This window comes from Paenibacillus senegalimassiliensis, assembly GCF_001486585.1.
GTDB lineage: Bacteria > Bacillota > Bacilli > Paenibacillales > Paenibacillaceae > Fontibacillus > Fontibacillus senegalimassiliensis.
On sequence record NZ_LN909044.1, the window covers coordinates 345,622 to 369,338 of the forward strand.

Annotated in this window: 29 protein-coding genes and 1 tRNA gene; all 30 read right to left on the reverse strand. The window is 49.1% G+C overall.

From position 1 onward, the window contains the following. Positions 1-26 precede the first annotated feature (26 nt). The 30 genes from BN3279_RS07340 to BN3279_RS23730 all read right to left on the reverse strand — a co-directional run bounded on the left by BN3279_RS07340 (position 27) and on the right by BN3279_RS23730 (position 23,659). Positions 27-4,175: an LPD38 domain-containing protein gene (locus tag BN3279_RS07340; RefSeq protein ID WP_059049986.1), complete on the reverse strand. Its 4,149-nt coding sequence runs from the start codon at positions 4,173-4,175 to the stop codon at positions 27-29. A gap of 10 nt (positions 4,176-4,185) precedes the next feature. Beyond that, positions 4,186-4,578, reverse strand: coding sequence for a lytic transglycosylase domain-containing protein (locus tag BN3279_RS07345; RefSeq protein WP_059049987.1), 393 nt, complete (start codon positions 4,576-4,578; stop codon positions 4,186-4,188). A gap of 14 nt (positions 4,579-4,592) precedes the next feature. Next, positions 4,593-6,059: a hypothetical protein gene (locus tag BN3279_RS07350; protein WP_059049988.1), complete on the reverse strand. Its 1,467-nt coding sequence runs from the start codon at positions 6,057-6,059 to the stop codon at positions 4,593-4,595. 238 nt (positions 6,060-6,297) lie between these two features. Then, positions 6,298-6,831 carry a hypothetical protein gene (locus BN3279_RS07360; RefSeq protein ID WP_059049990.1) on the reverse strand — a complete coding sequence of 178 codons (534 nt, stop codon included), beginning with the start codon at positions 6,829-6,831 and terminating at the stop codon, positions 6,298-6,300. A gap of 63 nt (positions 6,832-6,894) precedes the next feature. Beyond that, a complete protein-coding gene (locus tag BN3279_RS07365; RefSeq protein WP_059049991.1) occupies positions 6,895-7,569 on the reverse strand; it encodes a hypothetical protein in 675 nt (224 codons plus the stop codon). Continuing rightward, complete coding sequence (locus BN3279_RS07370; protein ID WP_059049992.1) at positions 7,569-8,960, reverse strand: hypothetical protein; 1,392 nt, start codon at positions 8,958-8,960, stop codon at positions 7,569-7,571. The genes BN3279_RS07365 and BN3279_RS07370 overlap by 1 nt, the downstream gene beginning before the upstream one ends. A gap of 75 nt (positions 8,961-9,035) precedes the next feature. Next, positions 9,036-10,847, reverse strand: a complete 1,812-nt coding sequence (locus tag BN3279_RS07375; RefSeq protein WP_059049993.1) for a glycosyl hydrolase family 28-related protein — start codon at positions 10,845-10,847, stop codon at positions 9,036-9,038. Further along, positions 10,844-11,431, reverse strand: a complete 588-nt coding sequence (locus tag BN3279_RS07380) for a phage adaptor protein (RefSeq protein WP_059049994.1) — start codon at positions 11,429-11,431, stop codon at positions 10,844-10,846. The genes BN3279_RS07375 and BN3279_RS07380 overlap by 4 nt, the downstream gene beginning before the upstream one ends. A 53-nt stretch (positions 11,432-11,484) precedes the next feature. Then, on the reverse strand, positions 11,485-11,826 hold the full coding sequence (locus BN3279_RS07385; RefSeq protein WP_059049995.1) for a hypothetical protein: 342 nt from the start codon (positions 11,824-11,826) through the stop codon (positions 11,485-11,487). Between the two features lie 61 nt (positions 11,827-11,887). Continuing rightward, on the reverse strand, positions 11,888-12,850 hold the full coding sequence (locus tag BN3279_RS07390) for a N4-gp56 family major capsid protein (RefSeq protein ID WP_059049996.1): 963 nt from the start codon (positions 12,848-12,850) through the stop codon (positions 11,888-11,890). A gap of 20 nt (positions 12,851-12,870) precedes the next feature. Continuing rightward, positions 12,871-13,659 (reverse strand): hypothetical protein, encoded by a 789-nt coding sequence (locus tag BN3279_RS07395; protein WP_059049997.1) that lies wholly within the window; start codon positions 13,657-13,659, stop codon positions 12,871-12,873. Between the two features lie 59 nt (positions 13,660-13,718). Next, complete coding sequence (locus tag BN3279_RS07400) at positions 13,719-15,494, reverse strand: portal protein (protein WP_059049998.1); 1,776 nt, start codon at positions 15,492-15,494, stop codon at positions 13,719-13,721. Next, complete coding sequence (locus BN3279_RS07405) at positions 15,487-15,747, reverse strand: hypothetical protein (protein ID WP_059049999.1); 261 nt, start codon at positions 15,745-15,747, stop codon at positions 15,487-15,489. The genes BN3279_RS07400 and BN3279_RS07405 overlap by 8 nt, the downstream gene beginning before the upstream one ends. Then, positions 15,741-17,546: a terminase large subunit gene (locus tag BN3279_RS07410; RefSeq protein WP_059050000.1), complete on the reverse strand. Its 1,806-nt coding sequence runs from the start codon at positions 17,544-17,546 to the stop codon at positions 15,741-15,743. Before BN3279_RS07410 ends, BN3279_RS07405 begins: the two co-directional genes overlap by 7 nt. Before the next feature lie 171 nt (positions 17,547-17,717). Further along, the gene (locus BN3279_RS07415; protein ID WP_059050001.1) at positions 17,718-18,224 is read right to left on the reverse strand and encodes a terminase small subunit; all 507 of its coding nucleotides are present in this window, start codon (positions 18,222-18,224) and stop codon (positions 17,718-17,720) included. Positions 18,225-18,299: 75 nt separating this feature from the next. Next, positions 18,300-18,373: transfer RNA gene (locus tag BN3279_RS07420), tRNA-Pro, on the reverse strand. A gap of 124 nt (positions 18,374-18,497) precedes the next feature. Beyond that, positions 18,498-18,929, reverse strand: a complete 432-nt coding sequence (locus tag BN3279_RS24460; protein ID WP_082672976.1) for a sigma factor-like helix-turn-helix DNA-binding protein — start codon at positions 18,927-18,929, stop codon at positions 18,498-18,500. Between the two features lie 125 nt (positions 18,930-19,054). Then, positions 19,055-19,261 (reverse strand): hypothetical protein, encoded by a 207-nt coding sequence (locus BN3279_RS07430; protein ID WP_059050003.1) that lies wholly within the window; start codon positions 19,259-19,261, stop codon positions 19,055-19,057. Between the two features lie 103 nt (positions 19,262-19,364). Further along, positions 19,365-19,811 carry a hypothetical protein gene (locus tag BN3279_RS07435; protein WP_059050004.1) on the reverse strand — a complete coding sequence of 149 codons (447 nt, stop codon included), beginning with the start codon at positions 19,809-19,811 and terminating at the stop codon, positions 19,365-19,367. Continuing rightward, entirely contained in the window at positions 19,804-20,088 is a 285-nt protein-coding gene (locus BN3279_RS07440) for a hypothetical protein (RefSeq protein WP_059050005.1), read from the reverse strand. The genes BN3279_RS07435 and BN3279_RS07440 overlap by 8 nt, the downstream gene beginning before the upstream one ends. After that, the gene (locus BN3279_RS07445; RefSeq protein WP_059050006.1) at positions 20,081-20,593 is read right to left on the reverse strand and encodes a YopX family protein; all 513 of its coding nucleotides are present in this window, start codon (positions 20,591-20,593) and stop codon (positions 20,081-20,083) included. The genes BN3279_RS07440 and BN3279_RS07445 overlap by 8 nt, the downstream gene beginning before the upstream one ends. After that, a complete protein-coding gene (locus tag BN3279_RS07450; RefSeq protein WP_059050007.1) occupies positions 20,590-20,958 on the reverse strand; it encodes a YopX family protein in 369 nt (122 codons plus the stop codon). The genes BN3279_RS07445 and BN3279_RS07450 overlap by 4 nt, the downstream gene beginning before the upstream one ends. Further along, on the reverse strand, positions 20,948-21,406 hold the full coding sequence (locus BN3279_RS07455) for a YopX family protein (protein WP_059050008.1): 459 nt from the start codon (positions 21,404-21,406) through the stop codon (positions 20,948-20,950). Before BN3279_RS07455 ends, BN3279_RS07450 begins: the two co-directional genes overlap by 11 nt. A gap of 147 nt (positions 21,407-21,553) precedes the next feature. Beyond that, positions 21,554-21,937: a hypothetical protein gene (locus BN3279_RS07460; protein ID WP_059050009.1), complete on the reverse strand. Its 384-nt coding sequence runs from the start codon at positions 21,935-21,937 to the stop codon at positions 21,554-21,556. A gap of 70 nt (positions 21,938-22,007) precedes the next feature. Continuing rightward, positions 22,008-22,391, reverse strand: a complete 384-nt coding sequence (locus BN3279_RS07465; protein ID WP_059050010.1) for a hypothetical protein — start codon at positions 22,389-22,391, stop codon at positions 22,008-22,010. Positions 22,392-22,435: 44 nt separating this feature from the next. Next, positions 22,436-22,678 (reverse strand): hypothetical protein, encoded by a 243-nt coding sequence (locus tag BN3279_RS07470; protein WP_232436781.1) that lies wholly within the window; start codon positions 22,676-22,678, stop codon positions 22,436-22,438. A 32-nt stretch (positions 22,679-22,710) separates the two neighbouring features. Next, on the reverse strand, positions 22,711-22,923 hold the full coding sequence (locus tag BN3279_RS07475; protein WP_059050011.1) for a hypothetical protein: 213 nt from the start codon (positions 22,921-22,923) through the stop codon (positions 22,711-22,713). 25 nt (positions 22,924-22,948) lie between these two features. Then, a complete protein-coding gene (locus tag BN3279_RS07480) occupies positions 22,949-23,152 on the reverse strand; it encodes a hypothetical protein (protein WP_059050012.1) in 204 nt (67 codons plus the stop codon). Continuing rightward, on the reverse strand, positions 23,152-23,496 hold the full coding sequence (locus BN3279_RS07485; RefSeq protein WP_059050013.1) for a hypothetical protein: 345 nt from the start codon (positions 23,494-23,496) through the stop codon (positions 23,152-23,154). The genes BN3279_RS07480 and BN3279_RS07485 overlap by 1 nt, the downstream gene beginning before the upstream one ends. Then, positions 23,489-23,659 (reverse strand): hypothetical protein, encoded by a 171-nt coding sequence (locus tag BN3279_RS23730; RefSeq protein ID WP_157686443.1) that lies wholly within the window; start codon positions 23,657-23,659, stop codon positions 23,489-23,491. Before BN3279_RS23730 ends, BN3279_RS07485 begins: the two co-directional genes overlap by 8 nt. Positions 23,660-23,717: the final 58 nt, after the last annotated feature.

Below are 23,717 nucleotides of genomic sequence, written 5' to 3' on the forward strand. Positions count from 1 at the left end.
CCCGGTTTCCCGAGGGCGTGAAGCCTTTAATATGGTATTTGATCGCGGGCCAAGCCATTGCCCATCTCAGCCATGCGGTTAATGCGCCCCTGTAGTTCCCGGAGCTTGGCGCGCTTGTCAGCATTGCTTATGTCCTCGTCGCCCTGAACCTCGCGGATCTCTTTACGGACGGCGGACATATTCGTGCTGATCTTATTAAGTCTTTTGCGAAGCGGGTCGCTGTACCACTCAGGCAGATCCCGGAGCGCCCGATCTGCATAGGCTTGGTCAAGCTTATCTTTGTAGTTATAGAACTCCGTTGAAAGATCATTACTGAATACAGGATCGGCGGTCATCTGCTGCGACAAGGCATAGCCCACATCACCACCAGGCGAGAGTAGCGGCTGACCGAACTGACCGAGGAACCCGGAGTACTGCCGGACTAAATAGTCCAACTCTTTCGGGCTCTGTTCAAACGGTGTTCCCAAGGTCTGCTCACCAATCCACCGAGCAATGTTGGTTGTCTTGGCATCAGCTTGTAACCCCGGAGACAGGCGCTCCAGATTGCCCGGCACAATAGGTGCGCCGCTGAATGTCTCGTTGGCCGCTATATCAGCGACGGGGCCGAGGATCGTATCACCAACAACTCCTAGTAGGCTATCCGTGAGCCCTCCGCCCTTGACCGCCCCTTGTATGCCTGGAGGGAGTAACGTCGTTCTCAGCCGGTCGGCAAAGTCCCGGAATGCTGCCGGGTCCTCTTCGGCCAGCAACCGCATGAGCCGTTCTGGGATGTCTGAGAAGATCGTTCCTTGCTCCTGCGGTTTTGCTATCTTGATAAACGTACCATCTCCACGAGGGATAAGCAGAAACGCATCCTTTGTCCGGTTACTCAGTTGCTGGTAATTGGGGTCATCGTGATTGACCGCGTAAAGAGCTAGCGTTGGAAACGTGATTGCTAGAGCCGTCTTGACAAGGGCTTTAACGGGATCGTCCCGGTAGGTACGCAGCGTCTTGTCCATCCCCTGAATCGCTGCGTTGAAATAAGGAAACACCTTATCTACTTCGCCGGACAACTTCCCGCGCCGTTTAAAGTTTACGGTCAGGTCCTGCGCTTCTTTCAACGCCGCTTGAAGGTCGCCGCCCTGCTGCTGAACCCGTTTGAATTCAGCCAAGCGAGGAGCGATCTCCACTGTGTTAAGGAAGTTCTCGTAAGCGTCTATGCCCCGTGCTATCCCGGAGCGAGCCCCACTTTGTGGCAGCACTCGGCGTTTACTCTGAGCCAGTAGGTTACGATCTGCTGCGATAGCTGAAGCGTGACCGCCACCGACGTTTAGAAAATCTTTGTAGGAACCTTTGTTACGTGCAATGTCTACAGCAGCTCCGAACAAATCCGCTGCGAAGGAAATAGGGTTATTGCTTGTCTTACTGGCAATGTAGGCCTGCGGGATATCTCGTAGTAGGTTACGGGTCAAGGTGAACACTGGGTTGCTACCTGTTGTCAGTAGCTTCATGGTGTTGGTCAACTTGCCCACCGCCCCCAGCAAATAACCGGACTGTTCCGGCCCCAGTGCCGTCAGTGCCCCGAGCAAATCCTTATCTTTGATTTGCACATGTACGGGCTGTCCGTCTACCAGCGCCCGAACGATATTGTCCTTGTCGAGCTGCGTCCGCTGCATCGCCTTATCAAAGTCAGCGGAGAACCGGAACAGCAGTTCATCCAACCCGCCCTCGTCCATGACGATCTTGGAGATATCGTCTACCTTCTCTGGCTGCTTGACTACAGTCGCCCAGGGCTCGAATGCTTTGGGGTTCTGCTCGATGTTACGCACGTACTGCTGCATGACCTGGTTGCGTTTTGCTGTTTTTACATAAGCATCCACGTTTTCTATGATGGCCTCGATGGGGCTAATAATACTGCGCTGTGATCCTCCCTCTTGGTATCCCTTGACCGGGTTAGATTGATTACCATAGCCTTTCTTCTTACCGCCACCGACCATTTTCCCCGTTTTCTCAAGCTGGCTAAAATATCGTTTATTAGGTACAAAAAATGGATTCTGCTGTACCCAGGCATCCAATATATCTTGCGGAATCACACCAGTGTCAACAAGCCATTTTTGCCCTAGCTCCCTCTGGAACGTATACAGCCGATCCGACATTTCCCGGAACTGCGGAAACATTTGTTCATATTCTGCTACCTTCTGCGCCCCGTACTCCGGTGACCAAAGTAGATCATCGCGGAATACCTTCTCTCCCCGTTCATATCGCGCGGGGGCGTGCTTATTGAGCAGGTAGTCCTCAAAATCCACATAGATGTCTTTGTTACGTCTCATGAGCGGGCGTAGAGGTGCGAGTATGTCCTTGAGTGAACCCACGGCCTGGCCGTTAGCCTCCGTCACGACTTTACCCGCTGAATCGACAAGGCCGTCTGTGATAATCCGCTTCGATATCATATCTGCCCCGCGTGACGCCAAGCCAAGGTCGTGTATACGCTGGCTGGCTGGGATGGACTCGCCCATGATATCCTCCAGTATTTTATCCTGACGGTTAAGCGGGTGCAGGTCATCCACCAGCGCCGTATAGATTCGGTCGGTATTAACTGTCAGTCCCTTTGGTTCCTTAAGCTGGCGGCTGACCAGTTGTGACCGCGTGTCCGTCTTAAGAGAGTCGTAGGGATTCGTGCGGCTGAACGGTGTGATTCCAAGACCGTTCTGCGGATCAAACTGCCCCGGTCGCAGAATAGGAGCGGCGTTAGGGTCGATCTCCGGCAACGGCGAAGCGCTACGAGGCGTAGGTTGAAACCTCTGGCCTTGTGTCAGTAGATTAGGCTCGCGCACCAACGGATCAAGCCCAACAACTCCGCGCATGCGTTGCGTCTCTCTGCCTTGCTGCAAAGCATTAGGAGAGATGCGCCGGGGGCCGCTCAAAGCCCGCTGAAGGTCATAACCCATATCTCGGGCAACCTGGTTAGCCACCTGCTCTAACGACATGTTGTTACGGATGTCATTCGCAAGGCTGCTCATTTGCGTGTAATCCATCTGCCGTATCTCGTTGAGCGGTATGTCACTACCCAGATTAGCCTGAATCCATCTTGCCAGCTCCCGAGGAGACTCCAGCGGCGGGGTCATGCGCTCCGTTACTACAGGCTTGATATCTGTCAGGATTCTATCCAGCGAAGCTCCCGAAGCCACTCGTGCTGTAGTAGGTCCTGATGTCTGCAGCAACTCGTTGAAGTAGGCATCCACCTGTTGCCCCGGTGAAGTAGCGGCTTCCGTTGCTAACCCTCTGCCAGGGACGGTAGGTAGGTCAGTGTTGCGAATTCCCTCCATCAAGGCGTTGCCTACTTGCCTATTAGCTAGTGCTCCCTTTGCCGCCGTCACTAAGCCAGCGCCTGCGCCTGCAAGAGCCGCACCACCTAATGCACCCAGCGCCGCTTGTCCGGCTAACTCTCCGGTATCCGGTTGCCCCGCTGTCAGCGCAAGGGCTGGGCCCTGTATCGTGCCTGCTAGACCTTCTCGTACTCCCTCGCGTGCTATAGCTTGCGCGGTCTGCGGCTTGAATCTATTGGCTAGAGTATTAGCAATGGCTGTCTCTGCCCGCTGTAACCTTGGCGTAGCGGCGGCCAAGTCGTCAATAGCTCGGTAAGGTGCGGTCAAAGCCCCGCCACCGACGGGAGCGCCTGTTGGAGCAGCTAGCAATAAGCCTGCACCTAAGATGTCGGCTGTCTTATTAGCCACAGGCCCCAGCTCTGGGCGTATCGTCGCTGGTTGTCCACCACTCATGATATTGTCTGGCATGCTGCCCGCCCGGGAAACAAAACGACCCACGGGGTTACCGTAGGTCAGCCAGTTCATACCTTTTGCATAAGCCTTGATAGGGGCAGGGGCGCTGCTCTGCTCAATGTCCTGTGACCTACGTTCATACTCTGTGGCAGGTTGCTGACTCAATCGTTCCTGCTGAATCTGCTGCCCGCGATACTGCGCCGAGCCGATTAAGTTCATCGGGGTGATGTCACCGAAGTTTTGTTGTAATTCGGCCATCGGGGTACCCTTTGAAGCGCTTGTATAAGCTTTCAACGCTTCCGTTCTAGGGTTAATTAACTGCGTGGGTTGAGATTGACTTAATTCCCCGCTTTTCAAGCGTTGACGTGCCTCGTCTGCTCTCTGCCTGCGCTGAATCAACTCCGCTCGTGTAGCCACTCATACCACCTCAATTCCCTAGTATTTTACGAATATAGTTTTGGGTTTCTTTCGGAGCGTGATTTATCCAATTGTTTCCGTATTTCTTGACGGCTTTATCTACGTTTCCTCCGCCCCAATTGTATCCGGCTAAGGCCTTTGAAATGTCACCGTCGTACTTAGCTATTAGCCCGCTGAGCATTTTGCCTGCGGCGTCCGCCGCTTGGTTAATATCATAAGGGTCGATGCCGTATCCTCGGGCTGTAGCGGGCATGAACTGGAACATGCCTGACGCACCACTCTTACTGTTTTTAGCGTTTGGATTGAATCCCGATTCTGCGCTAGCTACAGCAGCCAAAAGACCGTCAGGCAGTCCATATCGTTTAGTTGCCGTCGAGATTAGGCCAGTGTATTTTGACGGCACATTTACACTGGCTCCTATTTTCCCGGCGAAGACATCCCGATTTCCTTATCAAATCCGTCTATATCATCTCTGGATAACCCGAGGGACATCATAACTTGATCGTCTTGGCCCAGGGGAAGCCCCATACTGCCCACAAATTCATAGACCTTCTTCTTGGTTACCGGATCTTGCGGGATAACCGTTCTCCCGTCATCAGTGTTTTTTGAAAACCGTTGACGAGCGGCATCAAGTATCTGTGTGGGGGTCATGCCGCTATATTCCGGAGATGTACTTCTCAAACGATCCTGTTCGAGCGAAACCCACTGGCGGTCATTGTCATCCCATCCTAGAGCCACTTGCGCCTCACGGTAAGCCTGCTGGTTATTCTCTTGAAGCATATTAAGCGCATAGTTTATACCAAATTGCTGGGCACTTTGATCAAATGCCGCCCGCCACTGCTGGTCCGAGATAGCGTCTCTCGCTTGCTGGTAGGCGAATTGCTCTTGCGAGAACCCTTGATTAAACGATTGGCCCTGACGCTGCAAGTCGAGCTGCTGCCCGGCCAGTGTACGAATGCTAGGAGCCGTTTGACTTGCCGTGGCAAAGTCAACATTAGCCCCGTATGCGGAAGCGTCTACTCCCATTTGGCTAAGCATAGCTCGCACACCGTCAGCCTGATTGCTCAGCCGAGAGCGATCAGCCGCTGTGATTCCTGGAGCCTCTGCTTGCTGCTTGAGCGTGAGCAACTGGTTGACCAATCCTTGAGCTTCTTCGCCGCCCGGTAGGTAGCCCGTCAGCCCTGCACGAGTGTTGGTGTTATCGATCCCGCGCTGATCTTCTGACAGGTACATTGATGCCACACTACCCACATTAGCTAATTGCTGATCTTGACGTTGCAAGTCATTGAGGTAGCGCTGGTAAGCAGCCTGCTCCAGTTGAGGGGCAATCTCCGACTCAACGCGGCCCATCTCCTGGGATGCAATCTCACCCATCCGGTCTGACGTGATAGTGCTGTTCAGAATACCCCGGCGGTTCATCTCCGCTTGAGCTGCGGAGTTTCCTTGTTCAATATTGGAACGAGCCCGCGACACGGCCGTCTGATAAGCTGGGTCGGAATCGCGATCATATGAAAATGGTGTTGCTTCACGCGTAGCAATCTGTCGCATCAAGTCCATGAGCTCCGTTCCTTGGGAGGAGTTACTGGCCCGCGACGCTGCCGACGTAGCTCCAAGAGCCGAAGATGCGGCGGGTGTAGAAGCTTGTGGTGCTGTTGCGGTCGGTGCCTTGTATCCGAGGTTTGTGGTCAGGTACTTCTGCTGGGCCGAAGTATCCTCCCCCGCTGCTTCGCGTGACGCAATGGTGCGTAGCGCCCGCTGAATCTCAGCCTGACGATAGTCATCGTCGCTACTGATGCGAGACTGGTTCTGCTCAATCTGCCTACGTGTTGACGTGTTAGCCGTATTATAGTTAGCCCCGCCTCGTCCCAAATCCGATACAGCCATAATAAAACCCCTCCTTTGGGCATAAGAAAAGAGCCCTCACTGGGAGGACTCTGATATGTTTTTCCATAAACCTTCATTAATATTAAGCACTTCCGTTTTCCCAGTTAGCGCATTAACTCGTACAGGGGTTATATTGTCCCCTCTCTTTATCTCAAGATACCTATATTGTCCGGGATATACCAATAAGATGTATAACAAAAATACCAAAGCCATGAAACTCAATGAAATTTTAATCAAATTATTCATTGTTAGATTCCAATTTAGCCTTTTGGTCCTCAAGTTCTTTCAGGCGTTCCTGAGTGGCCTTAAGCTTCTCTTTATCAGACTCAATGCTTGTTTTTAGCGACTCTTGTATATTCTCGTATTTTGGGTCTCCCAAGACCTCTTCTGACTGGAGAATGCTTTTTTGGTATACGGTGATGTTCTTCTGAGCAATTTCTATAGCCCTATTGATATTATCTAACGAAGGGGTGGCTTTTTTAGGATCGATACTTTCCTTTGTTAACTCGTCAGTTTTATTCAAAACAACATCCTTCCCTTCTAACTCGACTGAAAATCCAGCAGCTTCAGTAACCGCCCTTACGGGAGCATAGGTTGTATCATTAACAATGATACCCTTTCCAATCTCAGAACCGTCTTTTAAAGATATATTATTTACTGCTTGGACTTTGCTCCCAACAAGATTCAACACGTTGTCCGCAAAAGCCGTGGTGGATGTGGCGAAAACAATTCCCGCAACAAAGAAAGCAATATAGTTTACATATTTTTTCATTTTGCCTAACCTCCGTATACCATTTTCCACCAATATACCACGACTCTTACTTTAATAAAACCTTTATCCCCCGAGAGCGGATATGCGATTAGAAAGATCGTCAAGCTTTTGTTGCAAGGATTCACCCGTGAAACCATCTACGAAATAATAGAAGTCATCAACCTGAACGGACTCCCCAATTCCACATTCTAAACTCAAGCTGCCAATCTGACTACGGATTGTTATGTCTCTTGTAGAATTCAAGACGGTGAACCCACTATCATTAGATAGTGTGCTTCTATCACCACTGGACTCCATGTACAACATAGGGCTCCCTCCAAAAGAGGGGAGCAGAGAAGCATACTCTGACGAACTATATTTAGCCGACAATTCGTTTGTAGCAGAATTAAACTCACATCTCGGGTACCCTCTGCTCGTAGTAATATATGAACCAAATATCTCTATGGCTTCTATCAGTCCCGCAGTGATATGTCCCAAGTTAGCCGATATAGCAGACAGCTGGTCAACGATCATGTTACCCGCCGTAATCGTATTCGCCGCTACCTTATCCCCGGTGATGGTCCCGGTTACTAAGATATCCCCGTCTACTTCATTGAGGTTACGTGTGTCCAAGTTGTTCAGCAGATACGTAAGTTCCTCCGTCAAAATGATATAGGCGTTAAGCAATTGTTTGACCAGCTTACCCGGATCCTGTTCGTTTGGGTCTACACTGGTCGTTGGTATATTCACGTTAGCCATTAAGAACCCCTCCTTGATACCTCTTTAATAATCCGATGCACCTTGACCCGGCCTGTGCCGTAGAGCTTGAGCCTATACCACACGTCCGGTGTGCGCACGATAACGGGCACGCGCAAGCTACGTATTTGACCGCTGCCGTTGGCTTGAGTAAATACATTCGACCATTCGCCCCCTTCAGTACCCGGGGCATAGTCCACATTAAGGGAAGCTCCTGGATCGATGTCGGCCACGATCCGTAGTCGGTGAATTGCCTTATGTGCTGTTTCGTCTCCAAAGCTCATGGGTTTAAGTTCGATGTGCCAGTCGATCGCCGTGCCGTTATCGGTGGCACCGCCCATGCGCATGATACGCCCGTCGGCGGTGGCGAAGTAGAATTCTTGGCCGTCCAAGTGGTAGGCCGTGGCGACATAGCTCTCGACCCACCAGGAGCGCTGCACAAGGTCGTATTTAAGTGTCACGTTAGGCAGCGTTGCTGTGCCAGTGACCAACGAGAGATACACGAAACGGCCATCAGTACCCGCTACGCAATGCTGAGCATAGGCGGGGTTGATGTCTTCGATATATCGCTTAATCGGGTCGCTAATACGCACGGGAGCCGATCCGCCCATATAGTCATAGAAGCCGTCAGGGCCAAGCCAATACAGTGATTCCCGCGTGGGAACGATAGTCCGGTCGGCAATACAACCAACGCCGAAAGGCTGAGTCATGGAAAAGTTGGTGCTGTCCTCGCCAAACAGCTTGTGCATTGTATATTTTTTGAACAGTATCACGTGGTTGTTGAAGCCAACCAGGCCAGAAGGCTTTTCACCGTCCTGGGTCTCGACTGTAATTTTACCTGTGCCTGTGTACTTATTAGTGGATGTCCAATCAGCAGCATCTCGTAAGCCCGAGTACCAAAGTAGATTATCGTTAGTACCAGCCATAAAGAACCGGTTCGAGTACGTAGCGATGAAGGAACTGTTAGGCCTGGCTGCTGAAAGAGTGGTTAAGGTGGATCCGTCGTACTGCCGGAGTTGCAACGACCCATCGATGAAATACAACTTATCACCATTGAAGAACATCGCCGCATCCCACAGCCGGTTGACGTTGGTGTCGTTATACTCGTATACTGCCGTCCAGCCTGTCCCTGCTGCCTTGTACAGCCCACGACTATTCCCGCAGTACCACACACCTAGGAACTTAAATATCCGGTTGGTATAGCCCGAATGCGTGCGGAATAGAGAGTATCCTTCCCTAGTCTGCAACGTGGGATAAATAAAAGAATCCACATTGAGCAGAGACGTCGCTTGACTGTCCTTGATCTCTATGGATTCTGTTGATTGATTAAGCCCATCAGCTATAGTGACGATAGCCTGCTTTGACTTTGATGGAGATTCGACCCAAGGTCTCAAGCCGTCCACTCCCTTCATAAGAAATAGCCTTGCTGAATCAGCAAGGCTTGTTGCGCTAAATGATCCAAAAGTTCATTAAATCTTTGCTCGTATCTGGGCTGCTATCTTGCAGACCCCAGACGCTTGGGCGGTTGCCACGTTAATCCGTACAGTTATGTTTGATCCGTTTACACTAACAACGCCAACATTATCAATAACATAAGATGCTCCACCTGTTATGATCGGAGTAAGTATGATGTCCTGTAGAGATGGTGTCACGGACAACCCATGTGCAATAGTCGTTGTCTTAGCACCTACCGTCGAACAATCGATATCCGCGCTAATTAAGTTGGCTTCTGTAATCCATCCTTTATTATTACGTGCTGTATATGTCGCTCCATCATCGCGGAGCGCGACTCCTGGATTGCCACGCAGATCATTTCCAACAAGGCTAATGTCAGTAAATCCAGCTAGAAGCCTGACTGCTTGCAGACCACTTCCGATTATCGTGGTGTCTTTAATTTCAACATTACTTGCGCCAACCCTAATCCCATTTGAAACTGAATTTCTGACAATACTTCCTCTGATTTTCACGTATTCAGAAACGAATTGCGCTCCATTTACGTTAGCCGTATCGATTTCTATGTTATCAATTTGCACCCTAAAAGCCGTTGATTCAGTAATAATTCCATAATCAGTGTTGTAAACATAACCGTTCGATATACGAACATCAGGATCACCTGTAGCCACTCCAACTGTCCCACTTTTTGCTCCAGTTCCGTATACAGAAAAGTTAGTCAACGACGATTTACCACCACCGATACCAGTTGTCTCGCCGCTAGGTCTGAAACGGATGCCGGTTTGATCTCTGTCCAAACCACGCACAATAATATTTGACAATACAACAGGTCCGCGGCAGTCAACTCCAGCTTGCACCGTTTGTGATAGATCTCTTCCGGGATTGATTACAGTGATATTATCGCAGAAGATAATGTCGTTGTTGTTAGATATGTTTTTAATGTCTATTCCATCCAGGCCAGTATTTTCAGTCGTAATGTTTTCTAGCCGCACATTTTTAAACGTGCCTTTTTGGAAGCCGATTCCGTACGCACCTGTATTTTTTATATGGAGATTGAAGAACAATCCACCTATGATTCCACCTTCTGTTCCGCTTCTAATTCCGTGTCCGTAGACAGTTTGGTTATTCCTGTTTCCGTCTATTGTGAGATCACGTATGCAGACATCGGACACTTCTGGTGTGCAGTTAAAAACAGAAGTATTAGGGGTATTATCTTTAAGCTTTACAACTGTCGCCCCAACTCCTGCCCCTTTTATAGTGATGTTACTACGGTACTGGATGCCGGTGACAATGTAAACGCCAGCCGGAAGAAATACTAACCCTCGACCTGAATTATATGCATCTGTGATCGCCGCTTGAATAGCTGTCGTATCATCGGCCACACCATCCCCGATTGCACCGTAAGCTTTCACATTAATCGCTAAATCCGCCAACTGCGCATCAGAAGCGTTCAGCCGATCCCCGAGAACCGGGTACCCTGCCCGAGCGTCCACGATCTCAGTATTGTCGTCTCCCGCCTGGGCCACAATCTCACTTATACGAGTGTAGGTGTTATCTATGCCCTGCTTCACGTTAGCTCCGGGGGCCGCTCCTGAATACGTAATGTGCTGCGCGGGATGAGCCGTAGTTGAGGCTTCATGGTTATCAATGTCAGCCTGTGCCTGAGCGGCAGAACTCTCCGCGTCCGCTATAGCCTCATCCCGGAGCGCCAGTTGATCATCTACGTACTTTTTGCTAACCGCGTTCTGCCCGACCAACTGCCCTGGTATTACGCCGCCCTCGATAAACTGCTGAGCTAATACTTCACTTGCCTCGCGGCGATATGTCATCTCAAATCCACCCCCATTACATCCTCAATAAGGAGCCCCTTGGGCGTCTCATTAATCGCCTTGTGGAATTCCTCAATCAATCCGTTGTACCGCTCCGTAAAATTATTGACCATTGCCCCATCTGCGTAATTCTCGGCTATTTGGGTAAGCGCCCCATAGACGAGCAGCATATGGAAGTCCTGGTCAAGTTCAGGGACGGCGTCCAGGCTTTCCTCCGATAACTGCGCAGGATACCGGAAGTAGAAGATAGACAGCCCACTGACTATATCCTCGTCGGGGATCGGATATATGCCTAGGCCCGTCGTGCCAATGAAATAGTAAAACGGTGAGTTGGATTTCTGGCGGTAGTCTTGATAGTTCAGCTCCCTGCCATCCACCACCACCTCAATGACGTTTGTCTGAGGGAAGGGCAGCGAGTAAACGAACACGCCTTTTTGCAAATCGTATATGGATGCTGTCTTAACTCGGAATGTAGTTCTGAATAATTCGTTTTGAACTTGATTGAGCTTCCTAATCACGCTACCATTCGTCAGGCTATGCGGATACTTCTCGCTAATCTCGTCCAGGATATCCTGTAACGTCAAGGCAAGCCCTCCTTTCAAGGGATGAAGAAGGGCCCCACTTGGAGCCCGGTTGATTATCCCAAAATTTTAAGTTCGCGTTTTGTAGATTCCCTAATTCGTTTGTTGACCGCCTGTGTCTTGGTGTAGCTCTCTTGCCAGATATCCCGGATGACCTCGGGCACCTCCACCTCGATACCGCGAGGTATCGCATAGATAACGCCATTCCAGCCGACCGGAACGACATCATCCGGGTTAAGCGGGTCCTCAGGAATCGTAAGCTTAACCTTCTTCATCTTCTTCAATTGCGCCTTGTAGCTAGCTTCCTGCTTAGCCAACTTCTTCTCAGCCGCTTTTTCCTCTGCCGCATCTACAACAGGCGTTTCGGGTGCTTGAACCTCAGGTGTTTTATCAGACATGCTAAATCCTCCTCAAATTAAAAGAGGAGCCGTTGGGCCCCTCCTCCTGAATTATTTTAAATTAGACCGTTGCGCCAGACTCCAAACGTACCAAGCACAACTCATTGATACGCATTGTTGCGAATACAGATTTCCAAGCGACGGTATTAAACTGGTTTAGCGGATCCGCCGTACCTGCGCTACCAGCTTCGTGGACGATGATCTCCGGCTTGGAGCTACCCTCTACGTCTGGTACACCGTATGCGCCCCGACCGACAAACAACGTGGCGTATACATCCGCATCATCTGCGCCAGCAGCGTCATACTTCATGCCGTTGTCAACCTCCACGAAGTAGATACCGTACATTTTACCGATGATGCCGTCCTCGAAGTTCTTCGTATTGTTCTCGGGATTTGCCTTTACCCATACGTCAAGCTGCATGAGATCAGTTGCTACGTCCGTATGAACAAACGCCAAGTACCCACGCCCACGACCTGGGATGTTAACCTGTTTCACCCGGCTGCGCTTAAGTGTCCGGCGGGCCCGAAGAATATCAAGCGCCGTAATCTTATCTGTCGCGGCCACCGTAGCGCGGGAAGCCTTGCCCCCGGCATACATTGCGTTGGTGCCTGCGTAAATCACGTCACGGATGATTGCGTCAATCGACTCACCAGCATTCTCGCCCATCAGTTCAGACGTTTCCGTCAAAAGAGGATCAAGGCCCACCAAATCGATAAATTCAGAAATCTTAGTCCACGCACCGTACGTCTGCACGGTAGCTGTGATAGCTGCAATGTCCAAGTTCACGCCGTCAGGAGTCACGCCTTCTGTAACGGCCGTGGTGGACACGGCCAGAGAGTTAAGGCGGCGCCATTGAGCTGTTGCCCCTGCACGCTTCGGAATGTTTTTCTTCTCCCCGTACTTCATATACACCAACTCGGGAATAAGTCGTTCCAGCATCGCCGTTTGGTAAAACGTTGCGTTTTCTGCGGCCAGTTGGTTAGTGCCGGTGGTTTGATTATAAGACTGTACTGCTGTTGCCATAGTAAATCATCTCCTCAAAATTAATTAAGAGATGTCCGCCTTCCGGCTTTAACCTCTTCGATCATTCGGCGTTGGTCCTCTTTGGAAAGGGATGCAAAGCCAGTTTTATGCTCGGATCCTTCGGCCCCTAGGGCTCCTGGTGTCGTAGCAGCATTACCTTGAATCTTGCGAATTGTCTCGGCTTCCGTCTGCTTGCTGATGTTGGTCAACTTATCTTGATAGCTCGCCAGCTTATAGGCATCCTCCATGTTGTATCCCTTGTCTATGACAAGTTGAAGGGCGTCCATCTGGTATTTTTCAAAGTCTGGGTATTCTGATTTGAGTCGGGTTACTTCTTGATCAACACGGAGCTGGGCTTCACGCTCACGCACCGACTGCATCTCGCGCTCATACTCGCTGAGCTTCTGCTTAAGCGGGGCGAGATGTTGAAGCACTACCGACTCATCAACGCCAAGCTTCTCGGCTTCTTCGCGGATAGCTTGTTCCTGCTCGTATTTATCCAGAGCAGCAAGATACGTGTCCACGTCGTCAAAGCCATAAACCTTAGCTGTGCGCTCCAGTGCTTTAGCCTGAGACTCGAGCACGGAAGCCCGTTCCTGAAGCTTGTCATAATTCAATCCCTTCTGAATCCATGTCGGCGCTTCTTCTGTCGGGATAACCCGTTCTTCCTTGTTGTACTTGACGCGGATTCCTTCCGCTGCTGTCTCCTGCGTGGTGGCAGTCGCTTCGGCGGCGGGCGTTTCAATATGTTCAGCTTGCTCGGATACAACTTCCTCGGCGCTATGGTTGGCGCTTGTTTCTTCTGGCATGATAATTCCCCTTTCGCGCTATGGTTGGCGCAGTGAATATAAAATAGGCCGCAGGATTCTCACCTACGGCCCGTTAATGCTGCTTTCTGTAGTTCGGTATTTGCCTTAAGTTGCTCGACTTCCATCCGTTGCGCGTGTTCCTGATCCTTGATAACCATCTGTTGTTCTAGTTGAGCCTGTGCGTCGGCGGCGGGGTCGGCCTGCGGCATCTGTGCAGCCTGAGCTTCAAGTTGAGCCTGTTGCTCCTTGGCTTCGCGCACCTTCTTAAGCAGCCGATCCTTGAACGGAATAACGTTTTTAGGCGCATACTCCAGATAGTCCTCCAGGTCGATTGCCTGCTTGTCGTAGAGCTTATCCAGCGATGCCATCATCAGTTCTTCTGAAAAGCTGGAAGCGGGCCCTATGTCAATCTTGAGATTAAGACCGACGTCAGCATAATCGGTACCCGTGAACTCTGCCGAGTAATCTTCCCCGTCATCGTCTTGCAAGTTTACCCGGCGGGACATGTTGTACTTGACCTTCCAAAACTGTTCCCACACCCGACCGACGTCTTCCATCGCCCGGTAGAACCGTTTTTTAATGGACTCAATGGGTACACCTGCGGCTTTTTGCAGGAGCATAATCGCCGTGGCGTTAAGATTACCCTTAGACATATCCCCGGTCGCCGCATCCTGGGCCGAACTGAGTTGCTTGGTGTAATCCATAAACGCCTCTACCAGCCCATTGGCGTGCGGCGATATCGCTCCTGGGGTCAGGTAGTCAATCGACCGTTGACCTGGTGGAGATTGGTCAGGAATCGCTTGTGAAGGATCATTATTAATAGATTTGGCGTCAATGAAGTTAGGGTTATAGACCATCTTAGGCCAGCCGGTTAGTTGCACAGACAGGAGCTGCATAGCCATCAGCCCATTAATAGCCTTCTGGTTGGGTATGATCCCCTCGGCATCGCCCACCCCGTGAATGGACTTCTTGCGGCGCTCCCATTGGATGACGACTATCGGATATAGCTTGAATCCGGTATCTACCTCTTTTTTGATCGTCTGTCCCGACGCTTCTTTCTCGAAGAATATTTTGCCGTCCTTTTTGAAATATTTTGTTAGGACAGTAACCTTCGCTCCGTCGTCAAGTTCCACCTGGGCGCGGTCGTACCGCTCATTCTTAACGTCTTTGTCAGCAGTGATCAACTCCACCTTATCGGCGCTAAGTCCTTCCTTCTTCGCCTGTTCCCGCACGTCTGCCAGCATCTCACGGGAACTGATAATGATCCAAGGCTGCTTTTGTACTCGGCGCTGCTGCGGGTTACCGAAAAAGACGTTAATCGGATCCAGTACCTCGCCAGCCATATCACCGACCCAAGGCCTTGTGAGTCCGCCTTCCTTGCTGGTATCCCAGTAGTAGTGCCATACCCCAGTTCCGCAACTTGAGGCGCTCTCCAAGGCCTCCTCATTCAACTCATCCTGTTTGATGTTCTCCCAGGTCGTATCCGAATAGCGGGTGAATAACTCACCTGCCTCCTGTGACCGAGCAGCCTTCATCATCGTGTCTGGATCGTCCAGACTGACCGTATCCAGAAACTCCTGGGGAGAGAACAGCATCTTTACGTTCTCATTCATGACGGAGCTGACCTTGTGATTCATGATGTACTTGATGATATTGAATACTGGTCGCGGCAGGCTCTTGGTCCGTGCCGTCTCCTTAGGCCACTGGTCACCGGCCTTGAAACGCTCATACATCGGCCAATCTGTCGTGAACCCCATTTGCTGCATATAGTTCAGCGACTCCCGGTACTGCTTCTGAATCAAGCTGTCGCCTTGCGCCATCTGTACCTCAGCCATCTTTCTTCACCTCCGCCCCGTCCATCCACTCGGTAAACACGCCAGGACCCATAGCATCATCTATGGCTCTCTTGGCAGCGTTGAACGGATCGACACCTTGTACATCGGCTGAACTCTCGTCAGGAGGTTTTGCCCGGATGTACGTGCCAACCATCTGCCGCAGCGCTTGATTAATCTCTTTGACCGTCTGCTCCTCCAAGTTGGGCAGTCGAAGCAGATTACCTATTGTCGTAATTGGGGGCTCATTTACCATTCCAGATACCCTCCTTCGTTATCATCCGACCCTTGAAATGGGAACGGTAGTGGCTTAGCGTCAACAACCTGCTCCGATACGATGAATGATTGCTGTGAGCGGATCTCGTTAGCAATCATGTCACTGATTAGTAGATCGTCGTGCTTACCTGACTCGGCATCAGGACGACCATTTTCATCGTAAATAAATGTCAGGCACTCGCCCAGCATCTCAATGTCACTGAACAAGTCGATATTGTTTTCAATCAAGTCTATCTCCTTATCGATAATGAGCGGTCGCGTATTGCCATCTGTCTTCCAGCCATACTTTCTCTGCGCCGGCTTACCCATGCTGTCATACTGCTGCCTGATATACTGCTTGGGATACTTAAGCCGCTGCAACTCCTCAATCGGTGCAGTGTTAAAGTTCATCTCCACGCCAATCAGTGCCGTGTTAAAGTGACGTCCGAGGCAATACATTTGCCAGGTAAACGGCTTTGAATTGGACAGCGACCAGTGCAGAGAGGCACACCGTTTACCCGTAACGTTATTGATCACAGTGCCAGCATACTTATCCTTGCCCTCGCCCTTGGTGTCGCCACCGATAACGTAAGGATATCCATACCGGGCATCCTCGTAGATCGTGATAGGTCCGTCCTTCTGATCTACCCACTCTATCGAATCGTCCAGGATGAAATCCTGCGCATCAGGATTGTTCCAGGCAAAACGAAAACAGCCCCGTTTCGGGGGCTGCTGAGCATACAGGCGCTTAAGGTATTCAATTCGCATAACAAGTATCTCCTGATCAAACACGCAACGTCCAGAAGCTAAGAACGCCTCCAAGGGGCTGCATGGATACTCCTGCTTGATTAACTCTTTGTCGATGTATCCAGCGTACTTAACGTAATACCAGTAGACCTGCTGCCAGTCCAGTTTAATCACATCGCGCAACCAGCGGCACCGCTCCCATATCCAGCCTAGAGCTTCGTCAACCTGACCCCTGAACCATTCTTCGCGCTCTATGCTCTCGAAATTCATCCGGTACTCTGGGGTAAGCCACCACTCATAAAAGCAGTTCTCCCAGCTCCCGCTATCCCAAAGCTCTTTGTACTCGTTGTAGCCATTGGCAGTAGACTCGTATATCTGTATGGCATCCTTGGTCAATGCCTCGCCAAGTCCAGCCTGAACGCCGGATATACCGTCACGCCAAAAGGCTACCTCCGAACCATGAAAGAAGTTAATCGTCCGGGATCGGCCCATGTTGCGGCTGGCTGTCTTGACTTCCCAGGAGCTGTGCAACTTTTCAAACAACAGTTGCTTGCGGTTGTTGTACTTAGTCGTCGGCTTGATTGCTTCTGGCAAAGAGTTGTACGGATACTTGGCTTTGTTTTCAAAAATCGTGGTCGAGTTGCTGTCCTCGTCCGCTGCCGTGAATCCCTCAAAGTTTTTACGAGTGGTTGTGCAGGCGAGCTGATAGGCCGTGATAAACGATGTAAATCCCTGCTGGCGTCCCTTGAGTACAAGAAACTTGAGTTGTAACCGCCTGCCTGCCTTGAAGTCCTCCACGGCCTTGTTAAGCCGTCCGCAGAAGTCGCGCTGTGCGGAGTTAAGGAAGAACGGCGAAGTCCGTTTATCCTTGTCCACGATCACAAACAGCATCTCAATCAGATACTCAGGATGTTCCCTCACTTCGGCCCGGGCCTCGGGATGTTCGATCAAATATTGTGCCGTTGCTTCGCGGTACTCGATATCTCGGTTAATATCGGGATCAGACTCCCACAGCTCTCTGCGCCGATCAATAATCTGCTGACAAGTTATCACGGATTCACCTCCTCCAGACATATGTACAAAATATATGTATTGTGTACATATCTGCATATTGTGTTATTGTCTCGCGGATCAATCTATATATTGTGCTAATTGTATATTATTCACTATACTGAATAAAAAGTTTGCGTTTATGCAACGAAAACCCTGAATAATATTCGATAATCACAAGAAATCTTCCAGTTTCTTCAACCCCAATTCACCCTCTAATTTCAACCTATCGTTGAACATACCCAAGTGACGTGCGATGCTATCCAAGGCTCTGACCTTATCCGCGATTCTGTACTTCTTGGTGTAGCCAATTTGCACACGATCATCTCCTGACCCAGAGAACTCCTCCAGCACCTCAAGACCCGCTATCGCCCCCGCAGTACTATCGTCGAGCTGCGTAAGGTCTACGGGCTCGCCGTCGTCCTGGTAGAGTCGTCTCGGATCAAAGAAAGCGATCTTGGCATATTCCTGCAACACTCTATCGGCAGTTACCTCAGTCCTTTGTGACCGTTGACCCATTGCCGCCTCAACCGCTGCTGCAATCTTAGGTTTCCTCAAGTTCTCGTGACCAATTGCCTCGGCTGTCTTAACGCTATACCCTGCCCTAATCGCCGCCCGTGTGGCATTGAGATCAACCAGGTATTCCTTCACAAACATTTGCTGTTTGGCCGTCAGTGCCATCACAGATCAGCTCCTTTCAGGAAAATAAATTTACCGCCACCCGAAGGCAGCGGCTAGGAGAATGGTTATGGAAAATCCGAACGGCAGGATTTGAACCTACGACTACTTGCTCCCAAGGCAAGGGTGCTACCTGACTACACTACATCCGGTTAGTAAGAGACGGGAGTAAGGCATGACAAGGCAGTTACGCCGTCCAAAGGCAATGCTCCCGTCTTTTGAAATGCACACGATTATGTGCCTCTATATATAGGTGGCAGTCGTACGGCAAGAATATTAAATTGCCAAAAATAGATTCGCCTCTCGCTCTTTTCTAATCTTTTCCTTGGCCCTTTCGACGTATGATTGAACAGTGCTTTTAGATGTGTTCATCTCTTGGGCGGTTTGCGCTAGGCTGAAACATAGGGCCACATGGAGTGTATACGCTTGTCTCTCCCTCTCACTCAGCGTCCGCATGGCTTCGTCAATTTGTGTGCGCTCAAATCCCGTCAAGGTGGTTGGGCTTCCGCAGGCCGCTGGTTGCGCCCATGACTGTAGGTGCAACGGATCAAACTGTAATGTCCTTTGCTCTCTTGATAGTCGTGTAATGTCCCTTCTAGGTCCGGGAGCGTGGCCCTTATTCATCCACTCAATGGCATATTGTAGGTCTGACAACATTGATGATACAATTTCAACCTCTTCCTCGGGGCAAACTAACTTGTACCCCATTAATAGACTTCTTGATCTTCGGTACAATTTTAGTAGTTCTTCCACTCTTCTCACCCCTCATTTGCACTTATTTACATAGCAGTAATATATAAATGTTTGATTTTTCGCCATTCACTTGCATTATACTACATAAAATCAAACAAATCCGTCTGACCTTCCGGTTCGTATTCCGACCGATCCACCATCAAACCATCATCCAGCCACTCTTTCGGCGCATCTTTGACGTAGTGCGGCCACACTGTCTCGCCTGCTCTGTGCCTCTTAGGTTCCTGCTGCTCTGCTTTGTCTGTCCACACCCACTCCGTTTTTGCGGTTACTGTCAAGTGTGTCATATCTATTCCTCCTTACCCTATTTGATCTCAATTTGTCTTATAGAGTCTAACTCGGATTCGAGCTCAGATATCCACCTATTTTTGATCTCATTGGCTTTAGCTATTAGTGGAGACCTCTTGGCACATAACCCGGAACTACAAAAGACGTCCAATGTGTATGATATCCGGGCCAATCAGAACAAAGAGGGTTGCCGCAATACGGACCTTCCTCAATGGGAAATTTCCACCAAAGAACATCGCCATAATCTTCGTCCCATTCGGCAATAGGACGCGCTTGACGTAGTTTCTTTTCACGGGCTTCTGCGGCTTCTAGTTCAATGTTTGATTTACGGACGTGTTCACGCCATAATTCAACTTGTTTTTTATCTGTTGCGTATTGTTGGAGCCAATAAATCGACATCCTTACAAATTCGTCTTTATGCACCATTGGAGTTACTTCCGTACAAAGCTCCATATCTTTGTTCCAGTCTCTAAGTTGTTGCTTGTTTTCATCCGTTCGGAAATAGAATTGTGGCTTGTATCCTTTGAAGAACTTGTCTCGTTTAGTCATGGGATACCTCCAACCCTAAACTTGTAGCCAATGTGTTAATCTGTTGGTCTGACATTACATCAATGGTGTTGTGGAGTGATTGGCGTGTATCCCCCGGCTTTATGGTTGGTAAGATTGAGGGATAAGGAGCAAATACACCTTGTTCTATCCGTCTGGCCAGCAACTCCATCACAGACCGTCTGCCGTCTGCATATTCCTCTACCCCATCCGGGAATTGTTTAGCTATTTCAAAGTTAATCCATTCAAGTAGCTTACTCTTGCTTATCAGGTCATCCATTACTCTCTACCTCCCCTAGTAATTCAGGGTTGTCATATAGGTTTCCTATGACCTCATAATCATCAGAACTTTGCAATTCTTCGCCTTCATAGCCGAAATCTTCTTTCTTTAACCAAAAACGGAACCGATTAAGGGTAACTACGTCATGGAGACCCCCAACAATTAACCTCATCCACCCATCTTCCTCGATTTCCATTTCAACCACTTTTCCACCTGCGTATTCATCTCCAATCTTGAGAGGATCAGAACAGTCGGCACTATCCAGAAATTCGCTATACAACTTCCGCACAATGTCACCTTCAAACAATTTATTGCCTCGCTTGTCGAGAAGCCCAGTGTATTGACCCACCGTCTCAGGATCGACCTCGAAGGAATATAATGCTGACGCACAAGAAGGGATAATGTATCCCTTTCCTTTGTGGTCTGGATGATCTGACTCATGGTAGAATCCATATACCCATTCACCGTTATCAATCCGCTTTCCACGGAATTTAATCTCTCTCACGCCTTTTGTCCCTCCCCATAAGGATTTCCGAAAATCTCACTTTTCTCATTTATTTCATGAAGATCAATGCAAACAACATCATCCAGAGTCATAGCCAAGAATCTTCCAGAATCCCACACAACCCTCAGCATTCTTCCGTTATAAGTAATATCATCTGACTCATAAATTTCTTTGTCATAGCGATCATTTAATCCTGTGTATTGCCCTACCGTCGCTAGATCAACCCAGTTAGCGGCGTGATGGATGCTATGTTGGATGTATGCCGTGTCCTCTGGTTGTTTGTTTTCATCGTACATCCATCCCATGACCAGACTTCCATAGTGCCACTGACCACGCTGATCTTTTCCCCTGAACTTATATCTCATACCTTTTATCCTCCAATAGCTCAGGGTTTTCGTAGATATTTCCGATTACTCTGCTGTGCTGCATCGCGGAATAGGTTTCGTCATGAAGGTTAATTTCCTCCAACACGCCGCTATTAGAGTCCATGAAGCTCCCAAATGCGAAACGACCTTCTTCAATCATGACTACCGCACGGTTAGTAAAGTCGTAACCTTCCTTATACTCATGACCTTCTTCGCCCATGTCTTCGAATTCGCGGATGTCCCCCTGGAAGACATCCTTTCCGTGAACGTCCTGGAATCCCGCAAACCACATGATATCAAAGTCAGACATACGTAGCTGGTGGTATCCCTTGCCGTCCATCTCCATGTATACGCCCAATACTTTTGTATCGAAGTTGATGCTCTCGATTTGCTCCGGTTGCAGCATGAGCTTAAGCGGTTTGTAAAATGCTCTCAATTTCATGTCCATACCTTTTATCCCTCCCTAATGGTCATGTCGCCCAAATAAAGTAGCCAATTAATACGCCTATAGCGGTCCCGATAATCAGACCTGTTGAAATTAACTTAACAATCGCCATGAATGCCTCTGCTGCAATGCGATCAAATCCCATTGAACTCACTCCCGTTCAATTTTCTCTATGACCTCAAAATCTCCTTTATCAAAGTGGAGTGCAGCCGATGACTCATACTCTCCGTTTTTCCAGTCTTTTTCGAAGTCTTCTCGTCTATTAAGATAACTGCCAAACATCTCATCTTGCTCTATCAGATAAGTAAATTCCTTCATTTTTTCGTCATCTTCGGGTTTCCATCCGTAAATACTGTAGGTGTCCGGTGAATAATTCCATTCTGCTCCAACAACCTCCATACCGTTCAAACTCCGGTATGCTTCGGCTGTCTGTTCCAGGATTTCTTCCTCTGGAGCAGAAGTGTCATACATGCTCTTAATATCCTCTACGGTCTTATTCCCTGTCTTAAACCGCAATCTATATAGTTCCATCATTCGATTGTCCCTCCTAACTTGATGGGCCTCCGGTATGGAGGCCTGTATCGCTAAATTTTCGGAATGCGTATCAGTCATTTTCAAAAGGCTCAGTGTTTACGATTAGATAAAAATCAGGGGTGTACCCAAATTCCTCCATCCATGCATTGACTACATCGCTTAAACGGTCAGATAGCACCTGCTCATGCTCATCTTTGACGTATTGCAGATAATCCTCTGCGCACTCCCCGCATTCATCTCTGACGCTTGAAGCAATATCATCTAGTACGCTCGACGCATCAACTGACACGACTGTGGGCGCTGGCTCTACCTGCCCTACATACAGCGTCTTGTAATCCTCTGGAAGATAATATGACTTACCTTCGGCGATTGCCGCCTCTTTTGTATCATGATAATCACCTGTTCCCCAAATGCCATCTGGTTGATGGTTAAACTTCCACTGTCCTGCTTTCATTCCTCATTCATCCTTTCTCATGCGGCATTGCCGCGGAATGTTCATTATCCCCAATGCCCGTGACGCTTCATGATCTCGATCACTTCATCCGCATACGGCTCATCTGTGTTAATGACCAGGTATATATTATTACTGGCAGCAGGCTTGCCTTCGGCTTGTCGTCCTGCATCAATCGTTTCAAAAATCCCGATTAAATCCCATTGCTGGGCCGGAGTGAGGTGCTTTTGTGCATCCTCCATCTTTAACACACCAATATACTTGCTCTGCATCCCTTCAATGTTAGCCAATTCAAATTCCTCCCTTTCTGTATTAAATGGGTCTACTCTTCCTTATCTATCCACAGCACAAACCGTCTTGTATCTAAATCGTAGACTAATTCAAAAACCCGGAACCTACCTGTATTTATCTCATCTTTTTCCATTTCGATGAAATCAACATGTTTTAGTGCTGCAATTTCGTTTTCCGATAACACGATTTCTTTTTCGTCAAAATCGTCCATTGTAGATCGAATGATTACTTTAATTGGTTTCATGGTCGAACTCCTTTCGTATTGCTGGTCAAATCTTCTTTATTTTGAATCCCATCTGATCAACCAAAAGTAGTTCGTCCGCATCAAATACATATGCCTCTGATCGATCTTGGGTTAGCGCCATATGCCAACCTATATGAGACTCGTTGCTGACGTAATCGTAGGTTACATCCGGTAGTTGCCCGGGTACTGGCTTAAGGTGACGTATATAGGCGATATATCCCTCAGGCATTAGATCACCATCTTTTGACCGCCCACCTTAGATAGAGCAGCCCTTGAGCGTCTGCCTTCATCCGCATCAATGGGGATTTTCCCCAATGTTTCTAGATGTACAGGATCATAATTCCCCTTGTTTGCGTACCATTCCAGTGCAGATATCAATATTTGGTTATCCTCATGTAGCTCTCCAGCCGTCTTGTCATAGGATTGATGCGTATAGAGCGTGGTTTGTAGGCGTTCCACTTCTGATAGGAGATAATCGATGTCGCTTCCCAACTGTTCGTATGTCGATCCCGGCATAGCAAAATCAGCGACTTTCGATTTTCTATCTCTTATCTCTTGTATCCGTTCATTCATGGGGTTTAGCCTCCTTATAGATGATGAGGGTAAACGAATGATCAGCCGGAGTAATTGCATACTTGATGTCCAAAATGTCAACGTTAGAATTATTTTTCAACCATTCATCTACTTCAGGTAGTTTCAATTCAACGACTTTAATCTCACTTGCTTTACCTAACATGGGTTAGTCCTCCTTAACTAAGTTTTAATCCCTGTATACTCTGTATTGTGGTTGTAAC